Consider the following 26,654-nt stretch of genomic DNA (forward strand, 5'->3'; position numbering starts at 1 on the left):
TGCTCAGCCGCCGCCCTTGCCCGGTCCGCCGCCTTTGCCGCCCCCGTTGTTGCCTCCCGGGCCGCCTTTATCCTTGCCGTTGTCCTTCGGGGCTACCGGTGTGGCCGGTTTCTCCTCGGGGTTCGAGACGGTGTTCGCGTCGGTCGCGGCGGGCGTCGGTGTCGTGTCGACGACCCCCGTCGGCGAGGGCTCGCCGGTATGCGCACCGGACAGTCCCGACCACGCTGCCAGCGCGATGACGACCGCGGCCACCGCCGCGCCGGCGCCGACGAGCACGCGGGTTCGACGCCACCATGGCAATGCGGACGGCGTCGCCGGAGCGAAGCGCGCGGCCGCGGCGGCTGCCGGCTCGGCGGGTGGAGCCGGTGCGGCGAGAACGCGGGTCTCGTCATCGCCGGCGCGGCGCGGGGGAGCGGTGAGCGTGTCGGAGATGGCCGCCGCGCTCGGGCGCGCGGCCGGGTCGCGGCTGAGCATCGCCGGAAGCAGCTCCGCCCACAGCGGAGACAGGTGGTCGGGAACCGCGGGATCCTGCGCGAGCCTTGCGAGTACCTGTGCTGCGCCCTGGGCGGAGGGGAAGGCGCGTGTCCCGGTGAGGGCTTCGAGCAGGACCAGTCCGAGAGAGTAGACATCGGATGCGGGAGCGGGGGCGTGCCCGAGCGCGACCTCCGGGGAGAGGTAGGCGGCGGTGCCGATGAGGGTGCCGGGCTGGGTGATGCGGTCGGAGCCGAGCAGGTGCGCGATGCCGAAGTCGGCGAGCTTCGCCCGCGGCGGACGGTTCGGCGTCGCGCCGGGGGCGAGCAGGATGTTCGACGGTTTGATGTCGCGGTGGACGACGCCGGCGGCGTGCACCGCGCTCAGCGCTTCGGCGAGCTCGCCGGCGATGCGGGTGACCTCGGCATCCGTCATGGGGCCGTCCGCCAGTCGCGCCGACAGCGACGGGCCGTCGACGCGTTCCATGACGAGGTAGCGCGGGCCGGGGCCGGTCAGGCGCGCATCGTGCAGAACGACGAGGTTGGGGTGGGTGAGGGCGGCGAGTGCGGCCGTCTCCACGCGGACCCGCTGTCCGGCATCGAGATCATCGCCTGTCGCCGTGATGATCTTGATCGCGACAGTACGACCCAGCAGGAGATCCTGAGCCGCGTAGACGCGGGACATGCCGCCGGTGCCGATGAGCGCGTCGATGCGGTAGCGCTCGTCGAGCACGGTCCCGGCATCGACGTCCGGTGTCTGATCGTCCACGTTCCGAGAGTAGTCGGGCGATGGATGCCGTGGTGCTGCGCGCTTGCTAGGCTGATGCCGCCCCTATAGCTCAGTTGGTTAGAGCAACGGACTTCAACAGAACACAATGGAGCGCCAGCGTAGAAATGCGTTGGATGACCGCCGCTATATGCTGGAACGCCCTGAGAGCCCGAGGTACTCGCCGGATGCTGGTCATCTGGCAGTGAAAATCCGAGGGATTGGGTAATCAGCAGGTAACCGCAAGGGAACCTCAGAGACTACACGCGGCGCACCTGACCGGTCAGGCCGAAGGTGAAGATATAGTCCAGACTGCAAGCCGGTAGAACGGTGGCGGGGGAAACCTCGTGCAGCAGGTTAATCCGTGGGTCCAGGGTTCGAGTCCCTGTGGGGGCACCACGCAGCGATGTCCGACGATGGTTGTAGACCACCTGTCGTGAATGCAACCGTGCGTCTTCGCGGCGCTACTACGCGGAGCATCGCGAACAACATGTTCGCGTCGTCGTCGCGCGCACCGCGAGGCGTCGGGTCGAGGCGAAAGAGCACCTCCTCGCCTACCTGCGTTCTCATCCGTGCGTGGACTGCGGGATAGGGGACATCCGTGTTCTCGATTTCGACCACAGGCCCCAGAGCTCCAAACGCAAAGACGTGATGCAACTGGTGAAAGAGGGCTTCAGCATCCGGATCATTCAGGACGAAGTCGACAAGTGCGACGTGAGGTGCCGAAACTGCCACGCGATCGCCACCCTCGAGAGGGCCCCACAGAACTGGCGTTCGTGTGCGGAACGAGCACGCTGACGCGACGAGGCCGCCGGCGCGCAGTGCGCCGGCGGCCTCGTCCGGGGGGATGACCGAAACGATCAGTTGGTGGGCATGAGCACCGAGTCGATCAGGTACACCGTGGCGTTGGCGGTCTGAACGCCACCGCAGATGACCTTGGCGCCGTTGACCATGATGTTGTCGCCCGAGCCGGTGACGGTGACGTCGCCGCCCTCGACGGTCTTGTGGGTGCCGTCGATCTCCGACGGGGCGAGCTGGCCGGGAACCACGTGGTACGTGAGGATCTTGGTCAGCGTGGCGCTGTCGGTCTTCAGGGAGTCGATCGTGGCGGCGTCGATCTTGGCGAACGCGTCATCGACGGGCGCGAAGACCGTGAACTGGCTGCCGTTGAGCGTGTCGACCAGGTTCACGTCGGGGTTCAGCTGGCCGCTGACTGCGGCGACGAGCGTCTTCAGCAGCGGGTTGTTCGAGGCGGCCGTCGCGACGGGGGCCTGCGACATCCCCTCGACGGAGCCGGAGCCGGACGGGACAGCCTCGGCGTAGGCGGCGCAGCCCGGGCCGACGAGGTTGGCGGCCGGGTCCATGGTCGACGGAGACGGAGCCATCGACTGCGTCTCTTCGCTCATCGCGGGCGGCGTGGTCGCCGACGTCGACGAGGAACCCATCGAACATGCCGACAGAGCGAAAGCGCCGGCGAGGGTGAGTGTCAGAGCGGCAGTGATCTTCTTCGTCTTGCTGAGCATGATGTCCTCCATGTGAGCGGAATGGTTAGTCCTGCCGAGCCGCGTTGTGCGGTCTCGATAGGTCCTTCGGAGCCCGAGAGATATCGGATGGGAGAAAGTTCGGATCCGTTCGATCTGGTCCGAGATCAATCCGATCGGTCGGTGCCACCGAACAACGCTCGGGCTCCGAGAATCTGCCGGCAGACGGGCGCTCAGCGCCGGGAGGCGCGGTCGTAGCACACGCGGTCTTTCCGCGCCACCCGCGCGCGGGCTGCACGACAGGAGGACGGTGATACGGCATGCTGAGAGAGATGGTCATCGACGGTGTGGACGTACCCGAGGATTCGCCGGCACGCGATCACGCCGGGGAGCTTCTGGTGCGCGTCGCCGCGGGCGACCGCGCCGCGTTCGGACAGCTCTACGACATGCTCGCGCCGCGCGCGTTCGGACTCATTCTGCGGGTGCTGGTCAACCGTGCGCTCAGCGAGGAAGTTCTTCAGGACGTGTTTCTCGAGGTGTGGCAATCCGCTTCGGGCTTCGCTCCGAACAAGGGACAGGGACGGTCCTGGGTCCTCACCATCGCCCACCGTCGCGCCGTCGATCGGGTGCGTTCCACACGCGCCAGCACCGAGCGCGACGAGAAGGCGGGACTGCGCGAACTGAACAGCGGCCAGGACAGCGTCGACGATCAGGTCGCCCTGCGTATCGAAAGCAGGCGCGTCGCCCGAGCGATGGACGCACTTCCCGATGCGCAGCGCGAAGCACTGCTGCTGTCGTATGTCGGGGGATATTCTCAGAGCGAGATCGCCGCACTGGTGGGATCGCCCCTGGGGACGATCAAAACAAGAATGCGCGACGGTTTGTCGCGCCTGAGGCAGGAGATGGGGGTGACGTCATGAACGACCGCGAGTACCGAGACATCGGAGCAGACGAGTTTGCCGAGCTCTCGGCAGGGCACGCGCTGAATGCGCTGTCGCTCGACGACGAGCGCGCCTATCAGGCTGCCCTGGCCGCGCACCCCGAGTGGGAACAGGTCGCCCGCCTCGACGCGGCCACCATCGACGTCCTGGCCGACGGCATCCCGCCCGTCGCTCCGCCGATGGATCTCCGCTCGCGACTGATGCGGGCGATCGACACCGACGAGTCGCCGACCGCGGCGGATGCCGCGGCATCCGCCGTCGAGGAGGAGGAGCGCGCCGCAGCCGCTCCGGTCGCGCCGCCGACAGAAGTGGTGCAGGCGGTGCAGCGTCGAAACTGGACGCGCGGACTTTTCGCTCTCGTCGCCTCGGTCGCACTGCTCGTCGCAATAGGGTGGGGCACCGGAGCCGTCACCAACCTGTGGCGTACGCCGGCCGCGGTGACCGCGCTGGAGCAGATCCAGTCGGCCCCCGACGCCTCGTCGGCGCAGGTCAGCTTCCAGGGCGGCGAGGCCACGGCGCACTGGTCGGCCAGTGTCGGAAAGGTGGTGCTGGTCGCCGACGGGTTGCCCGAGCTGCCGAACGATCGCACCTTCGAACTGTGGTTCGTGCGCGGAACCCAGCCGATCGCGGCGGGCACCTTCGACGCGTCCGGCTCGGTGACCACCGCGGAGCTCAGCGGGACGATGCAGCCCGGCGACACCATCGCCGTGACCATCGAACAGGCCGGAGGCTCGCCCGACGGCAATCCGACCACCAAGCCCATCATCGCCATCCCGACCACCGCCTGAGCCCACCGCTGCGGCCGCCGGTAGCCTGGAACGATGAGCGACGAGCCCCGGGACTATCACCGCCCCGTCCATCGGCCGGCGGACACGTTCGACCGTCGGTTCGGCTCCACCGACCCGGCCGACGTGTCGCGGATCGCGCACGCCACGGCATCCGCCCTGATCACGCGCGTGCGCGACGAGCCCACGGATGCCGTCGTCGAGCGGCTGATCACGTTCACCGACGCCCACGGCCTCGAGACCGTCGCGGAGCTGTGGTCGCACTCCCCGGCGAAGTCGCTGCCCGGGACGCTGTGGCGTCTCTACCTGCTGCAGCTGATGGTGCGCGACGATGCCGCGACCGCCGCCCTGCTGTACGAGCGGGGGCGCACGGTGCTGCACTCGGTCGACGATGTCGTCGCGGGAGCTCCGACACCGGCCGGGCCGGAAGAGCTGATGACGCTGGTCGATGAGATCCTGCGCGGCGTGTTCACCGGCGACTTCGCCGTCGCCCTGGAACGCGCCGCCTCGTTCTGCCGCGTCGAGGCCGCCGGCGCCGCGGACCTCGCCGACGACTACGACGACACCGAACCCAGCCGCGCGAGTACCTTCACCACCCGGGCGCTGCGCCTGGACACCTACGCGGGCGACCTCACGGCGTGCGCCGGGCTGTGGCGGCGTGACGCGCTGACCTGACCGGGCGTGCGGCGTCGCGTTGGGCGCGGGGCGTGGGGGGTTTCGACTCGCTGCGCTCGCTCAACGACCGGGAGTCGGTCGCGCATCTTCGATCGTTGAGCGAGGAGCGCAGTGACCGGGGGCGGGCGCCTCACCCGGTCGTTGAGCGAGGAATGCAGTGACGAGTCGAAACGGAGCGTTCGGACGTCCGGGCAGAGAAGTGCCGGGCCGCAGAACGCCTCTCGGCGCGAGGCCGCTCGGAGCGGCGAAAGATGGAGCCCGGGGTTACTGCGGCCCGGCTGTTCCAGTGTAACGGACCGCCTCTGCGAGCTATTCCCGCGGTCTAGGCTCGGGTCATGGCTTGGCACTTCGCGCTGATGATCGACCCCGCCGACAGTGGCGATACTCGCTCCGATTTCGCGGGCACGTTCACCGAGGTCGATCCGGCCGCCCCGGCACTGACCGTCGGGGAGCTCAGCACTCAGCGCGGCGACGGCATCTTCGAATCGATCGGGGTCGTCGACGGTCACGCGCAGGAGGTGGAGGCGCACCTGTCACGTCTCGCGCACTCCGCCCAGCTGTGCGATCTGCCGCATCCCCACCTCGAGCAGTGGCGTCAGGCGGTCGCCCTCGCCGCCGCCGCGTGCGGTGCAGGGGAGGCCGTGATCAAGCTCATCCTGAGCCGAGGGATCGAGCACGGACCGACCCCGACCGCCTGGGTGACGGCGGCGCCCGCCGCTGATTTCTCGGCGGCGCGCACGCGCGGCATCCGCGTCGTCACGCTCGATCGCGGGTACGCGCTCGACACCCCCGCGCGAGCGCCGTGGCTGCTGCTGGGAGCGAAGACGCTGTCGTATGCCGTGAACATGGCTGCCCTGCGCGAAGCGCACCGTCGCGGTGCGGACGACGCGATCTTCATCACGAGCGACGGCTTCGTGCTCGAGGCGCCCACCGCCTCATTGATCCTTCGCCGCGGCGACAGCTTCGTCACGCCCGCGCCGAACGCCGGCATCCTGCATGGGACCACGCAGCTCAGCCTGTTCGAGCACCTCGAGGCGCGCGGATTCGAGACCGGCTACGAGACGGTCCCCGTATCGGAACTGCAGACGGCCGACGCCGCGTGGCTCGTGTCGAGCGTGCGCCTCGCCGCGCCGGTCACGGCGGTCGACGAGCGCGAACTCGCGGGGGATGCCGCCCTCACGGCATCCATGAACGCGTACCTCCTGAGCCCGCGCGACTGACGCCCGCGCGTCCCGCGTCCCCCGCGTCCCCGGCGGTATGACGGATGCCGAACTGCGAGGTGTCGGCGGCGACGCGCCGCCCGTGGCCGTCGGTGACCGGCGTGTCGAGTTCTGCGCCTTGCAGTTGCGTCGCGAGCAGAGGAGGCGAGGAGCGCAGCGGCGGCGGGGAGGCGGGCGTCAGATGGTGACCCGGGGCGCCTGCGCGAGCGTCGCGAGCATGCCGACGATCGCGGCTTCGACGAGATCCCAGTCGTGCACGATGAGGGCATAGTCGAATCGCAACGTCACCAGGCCCCAGGCGGCCGCGTTGGCATCGCGCACGAGATCCTTGTGGCGGTGCGATGGACCATCGTGATTGTCGACGCCATCCGCTTCGATGAGAAGTCGGTTCCCGATCAGCAGGTCGACCCGCCCGACGCCCACAACAGTGCGCTGGGTCTGCACCCGCAGGTCGAGGCGGCGAAGGCGCCAGCGCAGCAGCGACTCCAGCCCGCTGTCGGCATCGTCGCGGGCGAGGGCGAGAGCTTCGCGCCCCGCGGCATCGACCCGCTCGTGCAGCCACCGCCGACCATCGTCATCGATGAGACCGAGTCGCAGCGCCGATTCGAGCACGACGAAGAACTCTTCGACGCCGTGGCACCGCTGGATCTGCAGCAGGACGCGCGGCACGGACGCGCTCGTCCCGGCACGTCCGAGGGGGCCGTCATCCCAGTGTTCGACACAGCCGCATCCGCGGGGATGGTAGGTCCGCTGTCCGTCGCAGAGCCACACGTGCGTCCGCGCATCGTCGGTCAGAACCCAGAGCCCCAGGTGCCGAGCCGCAGTGACGCAGGCGAACCGTCCGCCGTGGGCGCCTATGTCTCGTGCTGCGTCGCAGGCACCGACGGTCGCGTAGACGCCTCGGCGGCATCGGTGGAACGTACCCCCGCTGATGTGTTGTCGCAACTGGCTTCGCGACAAGCCGCCGCGCAGGAGAGCGCCGGTAGTGAAGACGGCCTGGGACGCATCGCACATGGCGACACCCTGCACAGTTCGCACGCGCATGACCGCTCGCTTCTCGGCATCCGTGGACAAATCCGCACACCGCACGGCCTGTGCAGGACGAGTTGCCGACGGCCGCCGCGTGCCGAACGGCAAGGCCCGTCAGGCGACACGCCGGGCGGATGCCGCCGCGCGCGGCGTGTCGTTACGAAACCCTTGCAGTTCGGTTGCGGTGGCCGTTCTCCGCCGGGCGACTCAGCCGAAGCGGCCGGAGACGTAGTCCTCGGTCGCCTGCACGGACGGGGCCGTGAAGATGGTGTCGGTGTTGTCGTACTCGATGAGCTTTCCGGGCTTGCCGGTGCCGGCGATGTTGAAGAACGCCGTCTTGTCGGACACACGCGACGCCTGCTGCATGTTGTGCGTCACGATGACGATCGTGTAGTCGGTTTTCAGCTCCTGGATGAGCTCCTCGATCGCGAAGGTCGAGATCGGGTCGAGCGCGGAGCACGGCTCGTCCATCAGCAGCACGTCGGGGGAGACCGCGATCGCGCGCGCGATGCACAGGCGCTGCTGCTGGCCGCCCGACAGGCCCGCACCGGGCTTGTCGAGGCGGTCCTTGACCTCGTTCCAGAGGTTCGCGCCCTGCAGCGAGCGCTCGACGAGGGCATCGGCGTCGCTCTTGGAGATGCGCTTGTTGTTGAGCTTCACACCGGCCAGCACGTTCTCCTTGATCGACATCGTCGGGAACGGGTTGGGGCGCTGGAACACCATGCCGACGTGACGACGCACGAGCACGGGGTCGACACCGGCGCCGTAGAGGTCGTCGCCGTCGACGAGGACCTTGCCCTCGACGCGGGCGCCGGGGATGACCTCGTGCATGCGGTTGAGCGTGCGCAGGAACGTGGACTTGCCGCAGCCGGAGGGGCCGATGAACGCCGTCACGGCGCGAGGCTCGATATCCATGGAGACGCCCTCGACGGCGAGGAAATCGCCGTAGTAGACGTTGAGGTTTTCGACTTCGATGCGCTTGGACACAGGGGCCTTCCTTGCTTAGCGTGCCTTCGGCGCGAAGACCATCGCGACGATCCGGGCGATCAGGTTGAAGATGACGACGAGGATGACCAGCAGCAGCGCCGCACCCCAGGCCTGGGCCTGAGAGGCGTCGATGTCCTGCCCCGGGAAACTGTAGGCCGTGTAGGCCATGACCGGCAGGGTCTGCATCGCACCGTTGAACGGGTCGGCGTTGAAGTTGTCGGTGAAGCTCGCGGCGATGAAGATCGGTGCGGTCTCGCCGATGACACGGGCCACGGCGAGCACGACGCCGGTGATGATGCCGCTGGCGGCGGTGCGCAGCACGACCTTGATGATCGTGATCGATCGCGGCACACCGAGGGCGAACGACGCCTCGCGCAGGTCGGCGGGTACGAGACGCAGCATCTCCTCGGTGGAGCGGATCACGATCGGGATCATGAGCACCGAGAGGGCGATGGATGCCGAGAACCCGCTGAATGCCTTCGGACCGACGATGAGGGCGAAAAGCGAGAAGGCGAACAGACCGGCGACGATCGAGGGGATGCCGGTCATGACGTCGACCAGGAACGTGATCGTGCGGCGCAGCGGGTTCTTCGGCTGCGCGTACTCGACGAGGTAGACCGCGGCGAGGATGCCGATCGGCACCGAGATCAGCGCCGCGATCCCCGTGATGATGAGCGTTCCGACGATCGCCTGCAGTGCGCCGGGCGTCGAGACCACGGCCAGGGTGTTGGGGTCGAACGCGGTCCCGCCCACCTTGGTGATGAAGTCCCACGACATGACGCCCATGCCCTTGGAGAACACGGTCCACAGCGTCGAGATGAGCGGGGCCACGGCCAGGACGAAGGCCACCGTGACCAGACCGCGCACGACGCGGTCGGTCGACTTGCGCCTGCCTTCGACGATCGCCGAGAACACGCCGATGGCGAGCAGGTAGACGATCGCGCTGAGGATGAGCCAGGTCGCGACGTTGAAGCCGCCGAGCACGAGCTGGAGGGCGGCGATCACCGCGAGCGAGACGACGAGCACGATGGGCTCGATGAACCGCGGCAGCTGACCGCTGGTGAGCGACAGCGGCGGCGTGGAGGTCGTGGCCACGGGGGTGGTGAGCTCGCTCACGAGCGCTTTCCTCTCTTGCGGCCCTTCGCGCCAGGACCCGTGGCCGCGATGATGTAGCGGGCCAGCATGTTCACGGCGAGGGAGACGACGAACAGCATCAGACCGGTGCCGATCAGCGCGGAGCGCTGCAGGTCGGTGGCGATCGGGAAGTTGAGCGCGATGTTGGCGGCGATCGTCTGCGAGTTGTAGCCGTCGGTGAGCAGGGCCACCGAGAAGATGAGGCTCGGCGAGACGATCAGGGCGATCGCCATCGTCTCACCCAGCGCGCGGCCGAGCCCGAGCAGTGTGGCCGAGACCATGCCGCTGCGGGCGTAGGGGAGCACCGCGAGGCGCACCATCTCCCATCGCGTCGCGCCGAGGGCGAGGGCCGCCTCCTCGTGCAGACGCGGCGTCTGCAGGAAGATCTCGCGCGTGATGGAGGTGACGATCGGAAGGATCATCACGGCGAGCACGACCCCACCGGCGAGCATCGTGGAGCCGGTGCTGGACACCGGACCCCGGAACAGGGGGATCCAGCCGAAGTACTGGTTGAGGAAGTCGGCGAGCGGCAGCAGCAGCGGGCGCATCACGATGATGCCCCAGAGGCCGAAGACGATGGAGGGCACGGCGGCGAGCAGGTCGATGATGTAGCCGAGCAAGCCGGCGATGCGTCTCGGTGCGTAGTGCGAGATGAACAGGGCGATGCCGATGGCGACGGGTGTGCCGAGGACCATGGCGATCAGAGCAGCCCAGATGCTTCCCCACAGCAGCGGTGCGACGTAGTCCCAGAAGCTCGACCAGTCGGCGTTCTGGTATCCGGCGAGATCGCCCTGTGACCAGTTGGCGGTGATGGCCGGAAGGCCCTTGAGGATGAGGAAGATCGCGACGCCCGCGAGGATGATCATGATCGACACGGCGGCCGCGGTCGACAGACCCAGGAACACCGAGTCGCCGGCGCGACGCTTGCCGACGATGTTGGATGCCGGCTTGTGCGCGGGTGCGGTCTTGACGTCAGCCACGACGGCCCTCCGGGTCGGGCAGGGTCATGTGTACTCCTCGGGTCGGGATCGCTGAGTCCGGGTGTGTGTCCGACTCAGCAGGGTCGTCGATCGCGGATCGACGACCCTGCTCAGCCAGGTCCGGTCTGCGCAGCGTGAGCCGCGCAGACCGGACCGGGACGAGGTGTTACTTGATCGCGGCGAGGGTCTTCGCGGCGGCTGCGAGGACGGAGTCCGGCAGCGGCGCGGAGCCGGCGTTCTTCTCGGCGACCGACTGGCCGAGCGAGCTGGTCACGAAGCCGAGGTACGACTTGACGAGCTCGGCCTGCTTGGCGTCCTTGAACGTGGAGCAGACGACCGCGTAGGAGACCAGCGGGATCGGGTAGGCGTCGGCGGTCAGCTTGGTGTAGTCGAACTTCTTCGACAGGTCACCGGGGACGCCGTTGGAGTTGTCGACCGCGGCGACGTCGAACGTCTTCGAGACGGCCTCGCCGCTGAAGGCGACGGCCGTGCCGTTGGTGACGATCGAGGCCGCGTTCAGCGAACCGATCGCGGAGTGGTCGGCGTAGCCGATGGTGCCGGAGCCCGCCTTGACGGCCTCGACGACGCCGGAGCCGCCCTTCTGCTTGGACACGTTGCCCTGGACCGGCCAGTCCTTGCCCGCCGGGAAGGTCCACACCGACGACTGCGTCGCGGCGAGGTAGTTGGTGAAGTTCTGGGTCGTGCCGGAGCCGTCCGAACGGGCGACCGTGGTGATCGCGCCGGCCGGCAGAGCCGTGCCGTTGTCCTTCGTGATGGCCGGGTCGGACCAGTCGGTGATCTGCAGCGCGAAGATCTTGGCGATCGTCTCACCGCTGAGCTTGAGCGAGGTGACGCCCGGGATGTTGAAGATGACGGCGACACCGTCGAGGTAGATCGGGATGTTGATGCCGCCGTCGGTGCACAGCGCCTTCGACTGAGCCGTCTGGTCGGCGTTGAGGGGCGAGTCCGAACCGGCGAAGTCGTACGCGCCGCTGAGGAAGTTCGTGACGCCGCCGCCCGAGCCCTGCGACTTGTCGTAGTTGATCTTCACGTTCTTGGCGGTCGCGTTGTACGCGGTCGTCCAGGCCTGCTGCGCGTTGGACTGTGCGCTCGATCCGCCGGCGGTGATGGTGCCGCTGAGGCTGGGGTCGATCTGGAAGGCGACATCCGAGCTGGTGGCGGTCGGGCTCGCGCTCTCGGCCGGCGTGTTGCTGCCGGACGACGCGCAGCCCGTGAGGGCGAGGGCGGCGACGGCCGCGATGGCGCCCAGCTGGGAGATACGGGTGAGCTTCACTGTGAATCCTTCACGTTGTGTGGGAAATGCGGGCCCGGTGCAGGGCACGCCCCGACGCTAGACAGCCACTCTTACCGGCCGGCGGTGCAGAGGTGAACGAGAGGTTAACGATCGCGAGCGATCGTGTGCGGGGCGCGGGCCGGAGGGCATCGGTTCCCCGGTGGTTCACATGGCACCCCTACGATGTGGGCCATGGGTACGACGAGCAAGAGCGAACGCGCCGCGCGCGATGCCATCACCGACGCGTCCGCGGCGGCCAAGACGGCGGCCAAGACGGCCAAGAACCTCCCGAAGAAGCTCGCGGCCGGGCTCGAGGAGTACATCGACGAGGCACGCGACGCCGCCGATGTGTCGAAGAAGAAGCTGCGCCGGAAGCCCCGCGCGGTGACGAAGCACGCGGAACGCGCGGTGCGGCGCCTGGAACGCGCCGTTGCGAAGGCCGTCGCCGCCGCCGATCGCAAGGCGCGGCTGCGGGCTGAGGCCCGCCGTGCGGCACAGGAGGCGGAGGCGTCCGCTGCACGCGCCGCGGCCGAGGTCGCGGAGGCCAAGGCCCTCAAGAAGGCCGCGCGCCGCGCGGAGGCCGCCGCTGCTCGTGCCGAGCTCGACGCGCGTGCGGCCGACGAGGCGCTCGCCGCCGAGCTCGCCGTTCCCGCGGACGGCGGCGCGCCGCAGCCCGCGGACGACGAGGCGGAGCTGACCGCGCTCACCGTCGCGCAGCTGCGAGAACGAGCGCGTGCCGCGGGCCGGACAGGCTACTCACGCCTGACCAAGGCGCAGCTGATCGACCTGCTCTCCTGACGTGGACGACTCACCTCGAGCGGTCCTCGGTCGCGCGGATGCCGCGGCTCCGGCCCGCACCCTGCTGGACGTGCTGCGCGCCACGGCGCGCGCGTTTCCCGAAGCCTCCGCGATCGACGACGGATCGGGCGCGCTGAGCTATCGCGAGCTGTTGGCCCGGGTCGGCGCCACGGCGGCGCGCCTGCACGAGGCGGGCGTCCGACGCGGCGATCGCGTCGGAGTGCGGATGCCGTCGGGGTCGAAGGAGCTGTACATCGCGATCCTCGGCATCCTCGCCGCCGGCGCGGCGTACGTGCCCGTCGACGCGGACGACCCCGACGAACGTGCACGGCTCGTGTTCGGCGAAGCGGCCGTGCGTGGCGTCATCACCGGGACGGGCACGTACGCCCCGGCATCCGGAGAAGCCGTCCTCGACGAGGGACTGTTCGACGGCGAGGCGCCGCACCCCGCGACACAGGCGATCGTGGCGGTGCCTCCGCCGAACGTCGACGACGACGCCTGGATCATCTTCACGTCCGGCTCGACGGGGGTGCCCAAGGGCGTTGCGGTCACTCACCGCGCGGCGGCCGCGTTCGTGGATGCCGAGGCCCGACTGTTCGTTCCCCACGCGCCGCTGGGACCCGATGACCGCGTGCTCGCCGGGCTGTCGGTGGCCTTCGACGCCTCGTGCGAGGAGATGTGGCTCGCGTGGCGTCACGGTGCGTGTCTGGTCCCGGCCCCGCGATCGCTCGTGCGCTCCGGCGAGGATCTCGCACCGTGGCTGCTGCGCCAGGGCATCACGGTTGTCTCCACGGTGCCCACGCTGGCCGCGATGTGGCCGGCGGAGTCCATCGAGAACGTACGCCTGCTCATCTTCGGCGGCGAGGCGTGTCCGCCCGAGCTCGCCGCGCGCCTGGTCGCCGACGGACGCGAGGTGTGGAACACGTACGGCCCCACCGAAGCGACGGTCGTGGCGTGCGCGGCTCCGCTCGACGGGTCGGTGCCGGTGCGCATCGGCCTTCCGCTGGACGGGTGGACGCTTGCGGTGGTCGACGGTGACGGACAGCCCGTCGGCGAGGGTGGCGCCGGCGAGCTGATCATCGGCGGCGTGGGTCTCGCGCGCTACCTCGACCCGGCGAAGGATGCCGAGAAGTACGCCCCCTTCCCGACACTCGGCTGGGACCGCGCGTATCGCTCCGGCGACCTCGTCCGCTTCGAATCCGACGGCCTCGTCTTCCAGGGTCGCGCCGACGATCAGGTGAAGGTCGGCGGGCGACGCATCGAGCTCGGCGAGGTGGAGGCCGCCCTGCAGGATCTGCCGGGAGTGACCGGCGCCGCGGCCGCCGTACGCACCACCGAGGCGGGGGTGCCCGTTCTCGTCGGCTACCTCGCGGCACCTGCAGACTTCGACCGTCTCGCGGCGCGGGCGGATCTGGCGGCGCGTCTGCCGGCTCCCATGGTGCCGCTGCTGGCCGTGGTCGATGAGCTGCCCGTGCGGACGTCCGGCAAGGTCGACCGCGCCGCCTTGCCGTGGCCGCTGCCGAACGTGGAGCTTCCGGCATCCGATCTCTCACCGGGGGAGGCGTGGCTCGCCCAGCAGTGGCACGCGGTGCTCGGCATGCCGGTCGTCGACCGCAAGACCGACTTCTTCGACATCGGCGGCGGATCGCTCGCCGCGGCGCAGCTCGTGTCCCGCATCCGCACGCGCGTGCCCGAGTTCTCCGTCGCCGACATCTACGACGTGCCGCGACTGGGGGCGATGGCCAAGGCCCTCGGCACCGGTCTGCAGGAGGATGCCCCTGCCACCTTCCACCGTCCGGAGCCGACGCCGCGACGGGCCCAGTGGGCGCAGACGCTGCTGGCGGTGCCGCTGTTCATCCTCTCCGGTATCCGCTGGATGCTCTACCTGCTCACCGCATCCGCCGTCCTGCGGCTCTTCCCCGGGTTCGACGTGCTGCCCGAAGCGCCACTTCCCCTTCTTGCTGTCGGACTGCTCGTGTTCGCGACGCCGTTCGGGCGCATGGCGATCGCAGCGGCATCCGCCCGACTGCTGTTGAGGGGCGTGCGACCGGGCGACTATCCGCGCGGCGGCTGGGTGCACATCCGGCTGTGGCTGGCCGAGCAGATCGCCGACCAGGTGGATGCCGTGGGGCTGGCGGGGGCGCCGTGGGTCAGCTACTACGCTCGCGCCCTCGGCGCGCGCATCGGCACTGGCGTCGACCTGCATGCGCTGCCGCCCATCACCGGCATGCTCGAGATCGGAGACGGTGCCGCGATCGAACCCGAGGTGGATCTGTCGGGGTACTGGATCGACGGTGATGTCGTCCGTATCGGCGCCATCCGCATCGGCGCCGGCGCCACCGTGGGCTCGCGCAGCACGCTCGCTCCCGGCACCCGCATCGGCCGCCGCGCCGAGATCGCGCCCGGCTCCGCCGTCTTCGGACGGGTGCGCGCCGACCAGACCTGGGCCGGCTCGCCGGCGGTCCGCGTGGGCGGGAAGTCCGCGAAGTGGCCGGCCGAGCGGGCACCCGCGCCCACCCGCTGGCTGTGGGCGTACGCCGCCTCCGCGCTCGCCCTGGCGCTCCTGCCGCTGGCGGCGTTCGCCGCGGGCGCGCTCGTCGTTGCGCGCGGTGTCGCCGGCGCGGCCTCGCTCCTGGAGGCGCTCGGCGGGGCGCTGGCATGGCTCGTTCCCGGTGTCGTGGTCGCGGGTGTCTTCTTCGCCGGCGTCGTCGTCGTGACGGTTCGTGTGCTCTCGATCGGGCTGCACGAGGGCGTGCATCCGGTGCGCAGCCGGGTCGGCTGGCAGGCATGGACCATCGAGCGCCTGCTGGACTCGGCGCGAACGATCCTGTTCCCGCTGTACTCGAGCCTGTTCACCCCCGTGTGGCTGCGCCTGCTCGGCGCGCAGGTCGGCCGCGATGTCGAAGCGTCCACGGTGCTGCTCATTCCGTCACTGACCCGTATCGAAGACGGCGCCTTCCTCGCCGACGACACCATGGTGGCTTCCTACGAGCTGCACGGCGGCTGGATGCGCCTCGGGCCGGTGCGCATCGGCAAGCGCGCCTTCCTCGGCAACTCCGGGATGGCGGCGCCCGGACACCGCGTTCCCCGGGACGGACTCGTCGCGGTGCTCTCGGCGGCGCCGGTCAAGGCCAAACCGGGTTCATCATGGCTCGGATCACCCGCCGTGCGCCTCCGGCGCCGCTCCGCCGAGGGTGATGAGTCCCGCACGTATCAGCCGCCGGTGCGCCTGCGCGTCGCCCGGGCGCTGTGGGAGCTCGGTCGATTCGTGCCGGTCGTGGTCACGTGTGCGCTGGGCCTGGTCGTCGTCGTGACGCTCGCCGCGTTGATCGACGTCGTCGGACTCGGCGGCGCGATCCTCCTCTCGGGAATCGTCATGCTCGCCGCCGGCGCGGTCGCCGCCGCGATCTCCACCGCGGCGAAATGGCTGATCGTCGGTCCGATCCGCGCGGGCGAACAGCCGCTCTGGTCCAGCTTCGTCTGGCGCACCGAGGTCTCCGACACCTTCACCGAGATGGTCGCAGCCCCCTGGTTCGCCCGGGCGGCAGCGGCGACTCCCGCGCTTGCCGTCTGGCTGCGTTCGCTGGGTTCCACCGTCGGTCGCGGCGTCTGGTGCGACAGCTACTGGTTGCCGGAGCCCGATCTGGTCACCCTGGGCGACGGATCGACGGTCAATCGGGGATGCGTCGTGCAGACGCACCTGTTCCATGATCGAATCATGAGCATGGACACCGTCGAACTCGAGGCCGGAGCCACGCTCGGCCCCCACAGTGTCATCCTCCCCGCCGCCCGCATCGCCGCCCACGCGACCGTGGGCCCGGCATCCCTCGTGATGCGCGGCGAGACGGTTCCCCTCGGCTCGCGGTGGAGCGGCAACCCCATCGGCCCCTGGCACGCGGTCAAGGTGCGCGCCTACCAGTCCACCTCGTGAGCGGGCACGACCCGTACGCGCCCGAAAGCGGCGATCCTTCGTTCGACGTCGACTCGTACGACGTGGCGATCGACTATCGCGTGCGCACCAACCGCCTCGAGGGACGGGCGACGCTCAACGCCGTGGCGGCGACCGCGGTGTCGGCCGTGAGTGTCGACTTCGTGGGCCTGCGTGCGACGAGGGTGCGGGTCGACGGCGATCGGCGCACCCGGTTCTCGCAGGGCCCGCGGAAGCTGCGGGTCACGCTGCCGCATCGGCTGCAGCCGGGGGAGCGGTTCTCCATCGAGATCGTCTATGCCGGCGCGCCCGCACCGCGTCGTTCCCGCTGGGGCACGATCGGGTGGGAGGAGCTCGAGGACGGCGCCCTGGTGGCGTCGCAGCCGACCGGCGCTCCGACGTGGTTCCCCTGCAACGACCGCCCCGACGCGCGCGCGCCGATGCGTCTGTCGGTGACGACGGATGCCGGGTACCTGCCGGTCCTCACCGGCCGCCCGACCGGCACGACGACGGCGGGCGGTCGGGTCACGGTGACGTCCGAGTCGACCGTGCCCGTGGCCACGTACCTCGTCGCGGTGCACGTCGGCCCCTACGAGCAGACTGCGCTCGAAGGCGGCGAGGGTGTGCGGGTGTTCGCTCCGGCACAACTGCGCCGCGACGTGACGCGGGCGTTCGCCGACGTTCCGCGCATGCTGGCACTGTTCGACGACTCCTTCGGGCCGTATCCGCAGGAAGCCTGCACCCTTGTCGTGACACCGGACGAGCTGGAGATCCCGCTCGAGGCGCAGGGGCTCGCGGTCTTCGGCAGCAACCATCTGGTCCCCGACGAGCAGCGGCTGATCGCCCACGAGCTCGCCCACCAGTGGTTCGGCAACAGTGTCGGCATCGGCCGCTGGCAGGACATCTGGCTCAACGAGGGCTTCGCCTGCTTCGCCGAGTGGCTCTGGTTCGAGCGCTCCGGCGCAGCGAGCGTCGCCGAGAAGGCGGCGAAGCACCACGCTCGTCTGCGGGCGCTGCCGCAGGACCTCGTGCTGTCCGACCCGGGTCCGGACCTGATGTTCGACGACCGGGTCTACAAGCGCGGCGCCCTCACCCTGTACGCCCTGCGATGCGCCGTCGGCACCGCGGTGTTCACACGGGTGCTGCACGAGTGGGTGGCGACCTATCGGCACGCCCTCGCGACGACCGACGATTTCCGCGCGCTGGCCGCCCGCGTCGCCGGCCGCGACCTCGACGACGTCTTCACGCCGTGGCTCGACCGTGTCGAGCTACCCCCGCTGCCGCGCCCGTAGCGGTCACGAGAGCGGCGTTCCCGCCTCATCTGGCGCTCATCGACGCCGTGTCGACCATCGTGTCGACCACGGTGTCGACCACCGCGGCAGAGAGGAGGATCCCCGGCGGGCCGTCGAGATCCAACCCGTGAACGGTCCTCGCCACCCCGGGAACATCGGCGAACCAGCGAGCGCCGTCGGCTGACTCCTCGAGCCTGACGGATGCCGCGTCGATCCGCAGTCCCGTGCCGACGGCCTTGAGCGCGGCCTCGACCCTCACCCACCGGCGCACCCCACCCGGGACGCCGCCGGCGGCTTCGCGGACCGTGTCGTGGAGCGGTTCCGCGTCGACGGCGAAGCCCCCACCGGCGCCCGGGACAACGCCGACCACAGCGAAACGCCCGGCGTACGTCACCCCCGCTCGCCACGCGGCATCCTCCACCCGCACCGGGCCATGCGGGCCCCCGCACTGCGGACACGGGTTCGTCAGCCGCGCCTCCGCCACCGCTTCCGCGCGCAGAAGGTCGCGGATCAGCCCCCATGCAACCGCCCGTCGGCCGTCGCGCGAGGAGGGGGCCGGCGCCCACGCTAGGCGGAGCCCCTCCACGATCTACAGCTTCGGCTCGTGCGTCTCGATCGCGATGATGCCCGAGCCCGGGTTCGTCGCCGACAGGTGCACCACCGAGAAGGCGCCCGTCTCGAGCGCGGACGCGCTGCCCAGGTACGAGCCGTGCAGGGTTCCGGTCGCGAGGGCCAGTTCGGACAGGATGCCGGGGAGCACCGGTCCGTGACTGCACAGCACAGCGGGCTTGCGGGAACGCACGCGCCGGCCGATGACCGCGCGGACGTCGGAACTGCCGTCCTCCCAGGCGTCCTGGCTGAGGGCGGTCTCGCGGTGGATCCGCTTGCCGAGCGCGGCAGACAGCGGGGTCACCGTCGTCACACAGCGCACGGCATCGCTGGAGACGATCTTGCGTACGCCGAACGCGCGCAGCGGGCCGACCGCCGCGGCCGCCTGCTTCGCGCCGCGTGCGGTCAGCGGTCGCGCGGCATCCGTGCCGTCCCAGTCCTCCCGGTCCAGCGCCTTCGCGTGACGCAGCACCACGATCGGGAAGGTCGCCAGCACGCCGTCGTCGACGTAGCGCAGGAACTCCTCCATGATCTCCACATCGACCGGGTACGACAGCTTGGCGAGCGCCTTGCGCGGCGAGAGCCATTCGATCGCGGCGATCTCCTTGTTGGGGACGAACGCGGAGGCGCGGATCGCGTCATCCGTCGCCTCGGCCGACCAGTAGTGGACGATCTTCTGTCGTTTGTTGGGCATCCGGTAGCGCGAGACGCCGACGGGGATGCCGAGGGCCACCTGGATGCCGGTCTCCTCGAAGATCTCGCGCACCGCGGTCTCGGCCAGGCTCTCGCCGGGATCGACCTTGCCCTTCGGGATCGTCACGTCGGCGTAGGCCGTGCGGTGGATCACGAGGACGCGGAGTTTGCCGTCGACGACGCGCCACACCACGCCACCGGCTGCGTAGACGGCGGTGTCGGTCATCGCACCGCCCGAGCCCGACGGCGGCGCTGCACCTGCGCCATCGTGCGGTCCTGCAGGTCGACGAGAGGCTTGCCGTCGGCATCCGTGCTGTGGCGCTTCCACTCGCCGCTGTCCTCGAGGTGCCACGAGCTCGTCTCGTCGCTCATCGCGAGGTCGAACAGATCGACGAGCTCCTTGATCTGCGCAGGCGCCACGACGCGCACGAGCGCTTCGACGCGGCGGTCGAGGTTGCGGTGCATCATGTCGGCGCTGCCGATGAACACCTGAGGATCGCCGGCGCCGGCGAACGCGAAGATCCGCGAGTGCTCGAGGTAGCGGCCCAGGATCGAGCGCACGGTGATGTTGTCGCTCACGCCCGCCAGGCCGACCTTCAAGGAGCAGATGCCGCGCACCCAGACGTCGACGCGGACACCGGCCTGGCTCGCCCGGTAGAGGGCGTCGATGATCTGCTCGTCCACCATCGAGTTGACCTTGATGCGGATGTGAGCCGGCTTGCCCTCCAGGGCGTGGCGGCGCTCGTTCTCGATCTGACGCAGCAGCCCCTTGCGCAGGTGCAGCGGCGCCACCAACAGGCGCTTGAACTTCTTCTCGATCGCGTAGCCGCTGAGCTCGTTGAACAGGCGCGTGAGGTCGCGGCCCACCTGCTCGTCGGCGGTGAACAGGCCGAAGTCCTCGTAGATGCGACTGGTCTTGGGGTTGTAGTTGCCGGTGCCGATGTGGCTGTAGCTGCGCAGCATGCCGTCTTCCTCGCGGATGACGTGCAGCAGCTTGCAGTGCGTCTTCAGACCCACCAGGCCGTAGACGACGTGCACGCCGGCCTTCTCGAGCTTGCGCGCCCAGACGATGTTCGCCGCCTCGTCGAAGCGAGCCTTCACCTCGACGAGGGCGAGCACCTGCTTGCCGCGCTCGGCCGCGTCGATCAGCGCCTGAACGATCGGGCTGTCGCCGGACGTGCGGTACAGGGTCTGCTTGATGGCGAGCACGTGCGGGTCGCGCGCGGCCTGCTCGAGGAAGCTGACGACGCTCGTGGTGAACGACTCGTAGGGGTGGTGGACGAGCACATCGCTCTTGCGGATCGCGGCGAACAGGTCGGCGCGTCCGTTCTGCTCGGCGGGCTGGAAGGCCGGGGCGGTGGTGGGAACGTGCGCCGGGTAGTGCAGCTCCGGGCGATCGATGCGCGACAGGTCGAACAGGCCGCGCAGGTCGAGCGGGCCGGGCAGGCGATAGACCTCCTGCTCGGTGATGTCGAGCTCGGCGATCAGCAGATCGAGCGTGACGTCGTCCATGTCCTCGGTGACCTCGAGGCGGATCGGCGGACCGAAGCGGCGTCGCAGCAGCTCGGCTTCGAGCGCCTGGATGAGGTTCTCGGTCTCGTCCTCCTCGATCACGACGTCTTCGTTGCGAGTGAGGCGGAACGTGTGGTGCTCGAGGATCTCCATCCCCGGGAACAGGTCGCCCAGGTGGTTGGCGATGAGCTGCTCGAGCGGCAGGTACCGTGCGCGGCCCGCCTCTCCCGGCACCGCGACGAAACGCGGGAGCATGGGCGGCACCTTCAGGCGCGCGAACTCCTGCCGACCGGTCTTCGCGTTGCGGATGCGGATCGCGAGGTTCAGCGACAGGCCGGAGATGTACGGGAAGGGATGGGCGGGGTCGACCGCGAGCGGCATGAGCACCGGGAAGACCTGCGTCTGGAAGTACTCCGAGAGATCGTTGCGGTCATCCACCGACAGGTCGTCCCACGACACCACCCGGATGCCTGCATCGGCCAGCGCGGGCTGGACCATGTCGAGCCACACGCTCGCTTGGCGCAGCTGCAGGGCGTGAGCCGCATCGGAGATGTCTGCCAGCACGTCCTGCGGGGCGCGACCGACGTTGGTCGGCACCGCGAGACCGGTCACGATGCGGCGCTTGAGGCCGGCCACGCGCACCATGAAGAACTCGTCCAGGTTGCTGGCGAAGATCGCGAGGAAGTTGCTGCGCTCCAGCACGGGCAGCGACGGGTCCTCCGCGAGCTCCAGCACGCGCTGATTGAAAGCGAGCCAACTGAGCTCGCGATCCATGTAGCGGTGCTCGGGGAGCTGGGCGTCGCCGTCTTCGACCATCTCGTCGAAGTCGTCGTCGTCCTCGTCGCCCAGTCCGGTGTCCAGAACGTCGGTGTCGATCATTCCCTCATCATGTCAGGGCCAGGTGACCGACGCGTTAACCACGGCGTTGCGCGGCGCTGGCCGCCCCCGTCATCACGCCGAAGAGGCCTCATGCGGTGAGGGGATCTGGTCGTCCTCGTAGACGTTGAAGCGGTAACCCACGTTGCGGACCGTGCCGATGAGCTGTTCGAGGTCTCCGAGTTTGGCGCGCAGGCGTCGTACGTGCACGTCGACCGTCCTCGTGCCCCCGAAGTAGTCGTAACCCCACACCTCGCTCAGCAGCTGCTCGCGTGTGAACACGCGCGAGGGATGCGTCGCGAAGAAGTGGAGCAGCTGGAACTCCTTGTAGGTGAGATCCAGCGGCTTGCCGTGCACCTTGGCCGAGTAGGACGACTCATCGATCGTGATGCCAGAGGTCTGGATGCGGCTGGAGACCTGGGATGCGGATTGGCGTCCGACCGCCAGCCGGATGCGCGCGTCGACCTCGGCGGGGCCGGCACCGACCAGGATCACGTCGTCGATGCCCCAGTCCGTCGACACCGCCGTGAGGCCCCCCTCGGTCACGACGAGCACCAGCGGTGCGTCCAGGCCCGTCGTGTTGAGGATCTTGCACAGCGACTTCGCCCCGACCAGGTCGGCACGGGCGTCGACGAAGATGACATCCGAGCTCGGCGCGTTCACGAGCTGGGCCGGCTCGGCGGGAATCTGCCGGACGCGATGGCTGAGCAGCTCGAGCGCAGGCAGGACGGGGCCCCCGCCAGGGGCGGAACTCAAGACGAGAAGCTGAGCCAATGGGGGTCCCTTCCGGTTCGGATGCCCCCGAACCGTGCCCCCATCTTAGAACCCGCTCGCACAGGCGCCGTGCGCGGGTGGCTCGGACGACGTGCGCGGAGTGCGCGCGTCGGTGACAATGGGAGGATGACGCTTCCCGGATTGGCGCCCCGCGCCGAGTACGGCGGCATCGTCGGAGTCTGGGCCGCCGGCGCGGTGATCGCGATCGTGATCGGCGTCGTCGCTCCGGGCGAGTGGCGCGCCGCATGGATGCCGGTGGGCATGGCCGCCTGCCTCATCCTCGCCTTCGTCGTGCAGTTGGTTCAGGGTCACTCGCAGGGCTTCGTGCGCCGGGTGGCGCTGAGTACCCTCGGCGCGTTCGTGATCATGGGCCTGATCGGGCTCGGTCTCGGACTCTCCAGCATGTTCGCGTGACGGTAGAGTGAGGACATGGACCTGCTCGCGCTCGAACTCTTCTTCGTCGGGTTGCTCGCGCTCGCCTCGCTCGCGATCGTCTTCGTGTCGGGTGTCGTGATCAAGAACCTCTACCGCGGCCAGCGCTGATCGGCATGATCGACCTGCCGACCGACCTGCCGGCCGATCTCGTTCCGCTCTCGTGGCTGCTCGGTGTCTGGGAAGGCACCGGCGTCATCGACTATGAGGCCGACGGCGTCGCCTTCCGCGGCGAGTTCGCCCATCGGGTGAGCTTCAGCCACGACGGCGGCGACTACGTCAACTACGCGGCGAACGCCTGGTTCGTCGCCGACGACGAATCCCGCACCCCTTTGGTGGCCGAGACCGGATACTGGCGCCTCGCTCGCCCGCTCGAGCAGGCCGACGCCGGCCCGGCGCTGCTGCCACCGTCGGCGGTGCGCGACACCGCGCGCACGGCCGACGACGTCGAGACCCTCCGCAATGCGGAGGGCGGTTTCGATCTCGAGGTCGCCATCGTCCACTCCGATGGCATCAGCGAGCTCTACGTGGGGCAGGTGCGCGGTCCGCGCATCGACCTTGCGACGGATGCCGTGGTGCGCCCCGCGAGCGCGAAGGTCTACACCGCGGCGACCCGTATGTACGGCCTCGTCGACGGTCACCTGCTCTGGGCATGGGACATCGCCGCGCTCGGCGGCGAGCTCGGTTCGCACGCGTCGGCGCGACTGGCGCGGGCCGAGTGAGCATGTCCGACCTGCGTCCGTCTGCGCCCGCCGCCAGCCCCTTCACCATCGTTCGCGGTGCCGTCGTCGACGAGCGTGGGCTGGCGCATGTGGCCGCGCCCGCGCGTGAACAGCGCGATCTCATCGCCGGACGGGCACTTGCGCCCCTCGAAGACCGGGTCGTGGTCGCGGTCGACGGTGTCGACCGCCTCAGCTGGCTGGACTCCATCACCTCGCAGGCGCTCACGGCGCTCGCACCGGGAACCAGCACCGAGCTGCTCGTGCTCGACCCGCAGGGCCACGTCGAACACGCCGCGGGAGTCGTGGACGACGGTGAGCGCACGTGGCTGATCGTCGATCGGTCCCGCTCCGCGGCGCTCGTGACGTGGCTCAGTCGCATGCGGTTCCGGTTGCGGGTAGAGCCGCAGGACCTCTCGGAGGAGGTGCGCGTCATCGGCGGCACCGCGCAAGCGGTTGCTGCGCTCGACCCGCTCGCGATCTGGCACGACCCGTGGCCTGCGGTCGGCACCGGCGGGTGGGGATACGCCCCCGCCGACCCGCACCCGGGCCAGTCGTACGACTGGGCGGAGGCGATCGTGCCGGTCGATGCGGCGTCCCGCCTCGCCGAGGCCGCGGCATCCGGTGATCAGCCCGTCGCCGGATGGATGGCCGTCGATGCCGTCCGCGTCGCCGCCTGGCGTCCTCGCGCCGCGACCGAGGCCGACGGACGGGCGCTGCCGCACGAGGCCGACTGGCTGCGCACGGCGGTGCACCTGGACAAGGGCTGCTACCGCGGTCAGGAGACGGTCGCGAAGGTGCACAACCTCGGTCATCCGCCGCGCCGGCTCGTCGCCCTGCAGCTGGATGGCAGCGACGCCGACCTGCCGATGAGCGGAGCCGAGGTCTTCCTCGGCGACGAGGCGGTCGGCGCGGTGACCTCCGTCGCACGCCACTTCGAGGAGGGGCCGATCGCCCTCGCATACGTCAAGCGCACGGTTCCGGTCGAGGCCGATCTGACCGTCGCGGTGGACGAGGGGCGGATCGCGGCAGGGCAGGAGGTCATCGTCCCGCCCGACGCCGGGCGCACCGCATCGATCCCGCGGATGCCGCGGCTCTCCCGGCGCCGCTGAGCACGGTGACGTCCGCGCCGCCGCCCTCGGAACGCCCCGGGAACACGGCTGCGCAGACCGCCGCCATCCCGACCGGGTGGCGTTCCCGCTGGCATCCGCGTGTCGGCATCGACCGTGTCATCGTGTCGGCTCCTGCGATCGCGCAGATCGTGATCGCAGCGACCGCGGCGTTCTCGTTCGCCCATTAAGTGCTCGGTCACGCGGCGCCTCTGCTGGCGGCCACCGTCACGGTCTCGAGCCTCGGTCTCGTGAGGGACGCCCGACCGCGCCGGGTGCTGGAGACGGTGATCGGAATGGTCGTCGGAATCCTCGTCGCGGAGCTGATCGTCTTCGTCGCGGGCATCGGGTGGTGGCAGCTCGGCATCACGCTGACGGCCTCGCTGATCGTCGCGCGGTTCCTCTCGCCGCAGCCGGCGTTCGCGATCGCCGCGGCGATGCAGTCGGCGATCGTGATGGTCATCCCGGTGAGTGTGCCGTTCCTCCGGATGATCGACGGTCTCGTCGGGGGTGTCATGGCCCTGCTGGTGACGGCATTGCTGCCGCGCAGCCCGCTGCGTACGGTCGCGCGGGAAGGAGCGGCGCTGTTCTCGGCGTTCGACGGCGCCGTGTCCACCCTCGTGCAGGCCCTGCGCCGCGGTGACGCGGTGCGCGCAGAGCGCGGACTCGCCAAGGCGCGCGCCCTTCAGGGGCTGGTCGACCAGTGGCGCGCCGGAATCGAGTCGGGTTCGGAGATCGCCCGCATCTCGCCGTTCCTGCGCCGCCAGCGCTCGGAGTTCCAGCGGCAGGAGCGCATCCGCCTGCACCTGGACCTGGCCACCCGCAATCTGCGCGTGATCGCCAGACGCGTGGTCTACCTCTGCGACGACCGGCAGCCGCGTCCCATCGCCGCCGATCTGCTCACCGAACTCGCGGCCGGTGCGCGCCTCATTGCGGAGTCGCTCGGCGACATCTCCTACGAGCCGGCCGCCCGCGAAGCCGTCCGTGCCGTGGCGGCTCGTCTGGATCCCACCGTTCTCGCCGATCGCAGCTCGGCCGTCGATCAGACGCTCATCGGTGCGCTGCGCCCGCTGGCGGTCGACCTCATGACGGCGGCGGGGATGCCCGCCGACGAGGCGCGCGCCGCGATTCCGCGCGTCTGAGCCGCCGGCCGCCCCGAACCGCCGATGGCGCGCCCCCGATGGCAGGCACTGTGCCGGGGAGAGGCAGAACGGCGCAGAATCGGCCTGTGCCGGGCAGATCGCCTGCGCTCGGTTGGCCGTTCGCCGACGGGCGCCGGTCAGACGGCGGGAGCGACCAGGCTCCAGGGCACGGTGACCTCGCCCAGCCGCCAGCGCGCGCGACCGCCCACAGGCCAGCCCGCCGCGTGCATCGCGTCGAGCGCGGCGCGCCAGCGCTGCACCGGTCCGAACGACGCGGTGCCGACGGCGCGTGTCCACTCCTCGTCGAGAGTGCGCAGGAAATCGTGCACCGGCTCACCGGGCACGTTGCGGTGGATGAGGGCCTTCGGCAGCCGCTCCGCGGCGATCGACGGAGAGGCGAGCTCGCTCAGACGCAACGACAGCGTGAGCGTTCGTGGCGCGGCGTCGGCGCCGATCTCGACCCACGTGCAGATCCGGCCGAGCTCGTCGCAGGTGCCTTCCACGAGGATGCCGTCGGGATGCAGGCGCCGCGTCATGCGCGCCCACGCATCCTTCACCTCGTGCTCGTCGTACTGCCGCAGCACGTTGAACGCCCGCAGCACCGCAGGTCGGCGCCCTTGCGGCGTCGGCACCTCGAACCCGCCGCGGGCGAAGGACACGTGAGCATCGGGCGAGAACGCCGTGTGCCCCGCGCGCACGTCGAGCAGCTGCGTGCGGGCCCGCTCGACCCGGGCCGGATCGATCTCCAGCCCGAGCACATCGACACCGGGGCGGGCGCGCCGCAGCCGCTCCTCGAGCTCGAGCACGGTGACGGCGCTCGCGCCGTATCCGAGGTCGATGACGAACGGATCGGCGGCGCGCCTCAGCACGGGATGCCGGGCGATCCAGCGGTCGATGCGGCGCAGCCGGTTGGTGTTCGTCGTGCCGCGCGTGATCTGACCGACCACCCCACGGGCGGGGGCTTTCTCCGGCGGCATTCCCCCATGATGCCAGCGCGCGCGCCGGTAG

General features: G+C 70.0%; 24 protein-coding genes. 12 read left to right on the plus strand and 12 right to left on the minus strand.

The window, feature by feature from the left end; genetic code table 11:
- Positions 1-3 precede the first annotated feature (3 nt).
- Both DEU37_RS03935 and DEU37_RS03940 read right to left on the minus strand, forming a co-directional pair.
- Complete coding sequence (locus DEU37_RS03935; protein WP_121189336.1) at positions 4-1,239, minus strand: serine/threonine-protein kinase; 1,236 nt, start codon at positions 1,237-1,239, stop codon at positions 4-6.
- 857 nt (positions 1,240-2,096) lie between these two features.
- Positions 2,097-2,759 (minus strand): fasciclin domain-containing protein, encoded by a 663-nt coding sequence (locus DEU37_RS03940; RefSeq protein WP_005051175.1) that lies wholly within the window; start codon positions 2,757-2,759, stop codon positions 2,097-2,099.
- Positions 2,760-3,037: 278 nt separating this feature from the next.
- Here DEU37_RS03940 and sigK point away from each other — a divergent pair, with 278 nt between their 5' ends.
- The 4 genes from sigK (at position 3,038) to DEU37_RS03960 (ending at position 6,338) form a co-directional block, all read left to right on the plus strand.
- On the plus strand, positions 3,038-3,637 hold the full coding sequence (sigK, locus tag DEU37_RS03945) for an ECF RNA polymerase sigma factor SigK (RefSeq protein WP_016464474.1): 600 nt from the start codon (positions 3,038-3,040) through the stop codon (positions 3,635-3,637).
- Complete coding sequence (locus tag DEU37_RS03950; RefSeq protein ID WP_183043569.1) at positions 3,634-4,446, plus strand: anti-sigma factor domain-containing protein; 813 nt, start codon at positions 3,634-3,636, stop codon at positions 4,444-4,446. The genes sigK and DEU37_RS03950 overlap by 4 nt, the downstream gene beginning before the upstream one ends.
- A gap of 33 nt (positions 4,447-4,479) precedes the next feature.
- Complete coding sequence (locus DEU37_RS03955) at positions 4,480-5,118, plus strand: DNA-directed RNA polymerase subunit beta (protein ID WP_121189337.1); 639 nt, start codon at positions 4,480-4,482, stop codon at positions 5,116-5,118.
- Positions 5,119-5,453: 335 nt separating this feature from the next.
- Positions 5,454-6,338 (plus strand): aminodeoxychorismate lyase, encoded by an 885-nt coding sequence (locus DEU37_RS03960; RefSeq protein WP_121189338.1) that lies wholly within the window; start codon positions 5,454-5,456, stop codon positions 6,336-6,338.
- Between the two features lie 177 nt (positions 6,339-6,515).
- Here DEU37_RS03960 and DEU37_RS15000 read toward each other — a convergent pair whose 3' ends face one another.
- The 5 genes from DEU37_RS15000 to DEU37_RS03985 all read right to left on the minus strand — a co-directional run bounded on the left by DEU37_RS15000 (position 6,516) and on the right by DEU37_RS03985 (position 11,762).
- Complete coding sequence (locus tag DEU37_RS15000; protein ID WP_259457121.1) at positions 6,516-7,007, minus strand: DUF559 domain-containing protein; 492 nt, start codon at positions 7,005-7,007, stop codon at positions 6,516-6,518.
- Between the two features lie 567 nt (positions 7,008-7,574).
- Positions 7,575-8,354 carry a phosphate ABC transporter ATP-binding protein PstB gene (pstB, locus tag DEU37_RS03970; protein WP_121189339.1) on the minus strand — a complete coding sequence of 260 codons (780 nt, stop codon included), beginning with the start codon at positions 8,352-8,354 and terminating at the stop codon, positions 7,575-7,577.
- Between the two features lie 15 nt (positions 8,355-8,369).
- Entirely contained in the window at positions 8,370-9,470 is a 1,101-nt protein-coding gene (gene pstA, locus DEU37_RS03975) for a phosphate ABC transporter permease PstA (RefSeq protein WP_121189340.1), read from the minus strand.
- Positions 9,467-10,468: a phosphate ABC transporter permease subunit PstC gene (pstC, locus tag DEU37_RS03980; protein WP_121189341.1), complete on the minus strand. Its 1,002-nt coding sequence runs from the start codon at positions 10,466-10,468 to the stop codon at positions 9,467-9,469. The genes pstA and pstC overlap by 4 nt, the downstream gene beginning before the upstream one ends.
- A 166-nt stretch (positions 10,469-10,634) precedes the next feature.
- The gene (locus DEU37_RS03985; protein WP_121189342.1) at positions 10,635-11,762 is read right to left on the minus strand and encodes a phosphate ABC transporter substrate-binding protein PstS; all 1,128 of its coding nucleotides are present in this window, start codon (positions 11,760-11,762) and stop codon (positions 10,635-10,637) included.
- Positions 11,763-11,954: 192 nt separating this feature from the next.
- On the opposite strand from DEU37_RS03985, the gene DEU37_RS03990 reads away from it, so the two are divergent.
- From DEU37_RS03990 to DEU37_RS04000, 3 genes are read left to right on the plus strand one after another with little or no spacing between them, the layout of a single operon-like run.
- On the plus strand, positions 11,955-12,560 hold the full coding sequence (locus DEU37_RS03990; protein WP_259457122.1) for a hypothetical protein: 606 nt from the start codon (positions 11,955-11,957) through the stop codon (positions 12,558-12,560).
- Position 12,561: 1 nt separating this feature from the next.
- Positions 12,562-16,491, plus strand: a complete 3,930-nt coding sequence (locus tag DEU37_RS03995; protein WP_121189344.1) for a Pls/PosA family non-ribosomal peptide synthetase — start codon at positions 12,562-12,564, stop codon at positions 16,489-16,491.
- Positions 16,488-17,780: a M1 family metallopeptidase gene (locus DEU37_RS04000; protein ID WP_121189345.1), complete on the plus strand. Its 1,293-nt coding sequence runs from the start codon at positions 16,488-16,490 to the stop codon at positions 17,778-17,780. Before DEU37_RS03995 ends, DEU37_RS04000 begins: the two co-directional genes overlap by 4 nt.
- A gap of 25 nt (positions 17,781-17,805) precedes the next feature.
- Here DEU37_RS04000 and DEU37_RS04005 read toward each other — a convergent pair whose 3' ends face one another.
- From DEU37_RS04005 to DEU37_RS04020, 4 genes are all read right to left on the minus strand, one after another.
- Positions 17,806-18,366 carry a chemotaxis protein CheY gene (locus tag DEU37_RS04005; RefSeq protein ID WP_121189346.1) on the minus strand — a complete coding sequence of 187 codons (561 nt, stop codon included), beginning with the start codon at positions 18,364-18,366 and terminating at the stop codon, positions 17,806-17,808.
- A 3-nt stretch (positions 18,367-18,369) separates the two neighbouring features.
- Positions 18,370-19,308, minus strand: coding sequence for an NUDIX domain-containing protein (locus DEU37_RS04010; RefSeq protein ID WP_121189347.1), 939 nt, complete (start codon positions 19,306-19,308; stop codon positions 18,370-18,372).
- Positions 19,305-21,473: an RNA degradosome polyphosphate kinase gene (locus DEU37_RS04015; RefSeq protein ID WP_121189348.1), complete on the minus strand. Its 2,169-nt coding sequence runs from the start codon at positions 21,471-21,473 to the stop codon at positions 19,305-19,307. The genes DEU37_RS04010 and DEU37_RS04015 overlap by 4 nt, the downstream gene beginning before the upstream one ends.
- A 72-nt stretch (positions 21,474-21,545) precedes the next feature.
- Positions 21,546-22,244, minus strand: a complete 699-nt coding sequence (locus DEU37_RS04020) for a response regulator transcription factor (RefSeq protein ID WP_121189349.1) — start codon at positions 22,242-22,244, stop codon at positions 21,546-21,548.
- A 126-nt stretch (positions 22,245-22,370) separates the two neighbouring features.
- Here DEU37_RS04020 and DEU37_RS04025 point away from each other — a divergent pair, with 126 nt between their 5' ends.
- The 5 genes from DEU37_RS04025 to DEU37_RS04040 all read left to right on the plus strand — a co-directional run bounded on the left by DEU37_RS04025 (position 22,371) and on the right by DEU37_RS04040 (position 25,646).
- Positions 22,371-22,658, plus strand: coding sequence for a hypothetical protein (locus DEU37_RS04025; protein WP_121189350.1), 288 nt, complete (start codon positions 22,371-22,373; stop codon positions 22,656-22,658).
- 134 nt (positions 22,659-22,792) lie between these two features.
- A complete protein-coding gene (locus tag DEU37_RS04030) occupies positions 22,793-23,398 on the plus strand; it encodes an FABP family protein (protein WP_121189351.1) in 606 nt (201 codons plus the stop codon).
- A 2-nt stretch (positions 23,399-23,400) separates the two neighbouring features.
- A complete protein-coding gene (locus tag DEU37_RS04035) occupies positions 23,401-24,507 on the plus strand; it encodes a folate-binding protein YgfZ (RefSeq protein WP_121189352.1) in 1,107 nt (368 codons plus the stop codon).
- 5 nt (positions 24,508-24,512) lie between these two features.
- Complete coding sequence (locus tag DEU37_RS15005) at positions 24,513-24,695, plus strand: hypothetical protein (protein ID WP_259457123.1); 183 nt, start codon at positions 24,513-24,515, stop codon at positions 24,693-24,695.
- A complete protein-coding gene (locus DEU37_RS04040; protein ID WP_396652189.1) occupies positions 24,696-25,646 on the plus strand; it encodes an aromatic acid exporter family protein in 951 nt (316 codons plus the stop codon).
- A gap of 137 nt (positions 25,647-25,783) precedes the next feature.
- Here DEU37_RS04040 and DEU37_RS04045 read toward each other — a convergent pair whose 3' ends face one another.
- The gene (locus DEU37_RS04045) at positions 25,784-26,623 is read right to left on the minus strand and encodes a class I SAM-dependent methyltransferase (protein ID WP_121189353.1); all 840 of its coding nucleotides are present in this window, start codon (positions 26,621-26,623) and stop codon (positions 25,784-25,786) included.
- Between the last annotated feature and the right edge of the window lie 31 nt (positions 26,624-26,654).

It is taken from the genome of Microbacterium sp. AG790, assembly GCF_003634765.1.
Classification (GTDB): Bacteria; Actinomycetota; Actinomycetes; order Actinomycetales; family Microbacteriaceae; genus Microbacterium.